Genomic DNA, 1,854 nt, shown 5'->3' on the forward strand with positions numbered 1-1,854 from the left:
GAGCTAAGTACCTAAAACCCTTGACTTTTTGATAAAAAAGTAGTACACATATAGATGTAGATAGCAAAATGTTGGACGCATTTTATTTAAAATATCTTCATCCTTGTGGGCGTTGGGTTTCTATAGTATTTAGAAACTTAACTCCTATAGTTTATTCCTTATGCTTCTGTAATTTTACAGACGCTAATTTTTCCATTATAGCACTAGTAATCCAAATAGACCGGTCCTGATTTTCCTGAGTCCTATAATAATCTAATTCTATTAATAATCTTTCAGGGATATTAATGGAAATTTTAACTTTCCCATCAGAAGTCGCTTTCTTATTCACTGAGATAAATCATTTTTAATTCAAACTTTAATACACACTACAACAGTTATTTTTATAATACAACAAAAAATATTATTTATTTATATTTTTTGTAATATTTTTAACTACATTATATAATATCCGTATTACATTAGTAATACATAGGTAATATTATTGTGTTATGAAGAGGAATTGATATAGCTGGTTAGTTTTTTTATATTAACATCTAAGTTATCCGATATAAAATTAATTAAGCCTCTAATAACTTCAGAATCTGAATATATTTTTCTATGATTATGATTATTAATTACTTTAACAATTTTTATAAGATTTTCTGCGTCTAGTTGTCTTAAACGAAATGTTTTTGTCTTATAATGAGTTGTTTTGTTATTGGATGAGGTAATAAAGCCACTTTTTTCTATAGGTTTTTCTGCAATTATTTTTGCAACAGTTTTTGAAAGTTTACTTTCTGTTAATGGGTTTATTTTAGATTTACGCATAATGTATTACCTCTTCTACTAGTAGGCTAAAATCTTGTGCACCTTTTGAAGAACTATTAAATATTTGTATAGGAAGGTTGTTAATTTGGGCTTGGTTAATCGCTTCATTTTTCCGAATAATAGTCGTTAATAAATGTTTATCCAAAGCATTTAACTGTTCATTAATGTACCTATTAGTTTGAGAATTTTTTTGTTCATATAAATTTTTTAAAATAAAAAATTTATAATCATGTTCCTCTTTGATTTCCTGTATTGCTGTTAATAAGTCAGCCATTCCATCTAGTGAATACCTCCCATAATTTGTAGGGATAATTATTGAATTTGCACAATATATAGCATTTACGGCTAAAATGCCTAGCGTTGGTGGGCAATCTAGAATTATGTAATCATAATCTTTTTTTATAGTATTTAAGTGGTTTTGTAATATTCTTTCTCTGTAAACGGTACTACTAATTTGCTCAATAACAGTTGCAAGTTTTATATTAGAAGGAATAATTTTTAAATTATTTAATTTTTCATTATGTACTATTGCTTCTAATATTAGATTATTAATATCTATCTTCTTATTAATAAAAGCAGTAGCAACTGTTTTATCGTATGAAACTGTTTCCGGACAATATATACAACTAGAATGAGCCTGAGGATCAAGGTCTATAAGCAGTACACGCGATGTTTTTTTATATAAACCAAAGGAAAGATTAACGGCAATAGTAGATTTACCTACACCGCCTTTTTGATTTATTATTGCAATAATTTTAGATGACATACACAATCTCCATGTGATACAAGTGTATTACACACGTACCACAAAATTAAATTATTGTCTAGCTAAAACTAGTAAGATACAAAAAACAGTATTACAATTGTAATACATAAGTGATAATTCAAAGTAATAAAAATCAGTAAAATAATAATATAGTTGTAATACATGTGTATTATGATTGTAACACATTAGATGCATAAAGTTATTAGTTGTTTGTAGGATATCGTCCTATTATGCAATCCACAGAAACATTAAGGTAACCCCCCCAAAAACAATCGACAAAA

The 1,854-nt window shown here is 27.0% G+C and carries 2 protein-coding genes; both read right to left on the minus strand.

The features are described 5' to 3' along the window. Positions 1–486: 486 nt before the first annotated feature. Positions 487–807 carry a hypothetical protein gene (locus KYQ89_RS00105; RefSeq protein WP_218459774.1) on the minus strand — a complete coding sequence of 107 codons (321 nt, stop codon included), beginning with the start codon at positions 805–807 and terminating at the stop codon, positions 487–489. Next, a complete protein-coding gene (locus KYQ89_RS00110) occupies positions 800–1,573 on the minus strand; it encodes a ParA family protein (RefSeq protein ID WP_256621152.1) in 774 nt (257 codons plus the stop codon). The genes KYQ89_RS00105 and KYQ89_RS00110 overlap by 8 nt, the downstream gene beginning before the upstream one ends. Between the last annotated feature and the right edge of the window lie 281 nt (positions 1,574–1,854).

Origin of the sequence: Rickettsia sp. TH2014 (assembly GCF_019249195.1) — a bacterium.
Classification (GTDB): Bacteria; Pseudomonadota; Alphaproteobacteria; order Rickettsiales; family Rickettsiaceae; genus Rickettsia; species Rickettsia felis.

Excerpts from the sequence above, each read along its gene's own strand:
- KYQ89_RS00105 (WP_218459774.1), bottom strand. The coding sequence starts at position 807 with ATGCGTAAATCTAAAATAAACCCATTAACAGAAAGTAAACTTTCAAAA.
- KYQ89_RS00110 (WP_256621152.1), bottom strand. The coding sequence starts at position 1,573 with ATGTCATCTAAAATTATTGCAATAATAAATCAAAAAGGCGGTGTAGGT.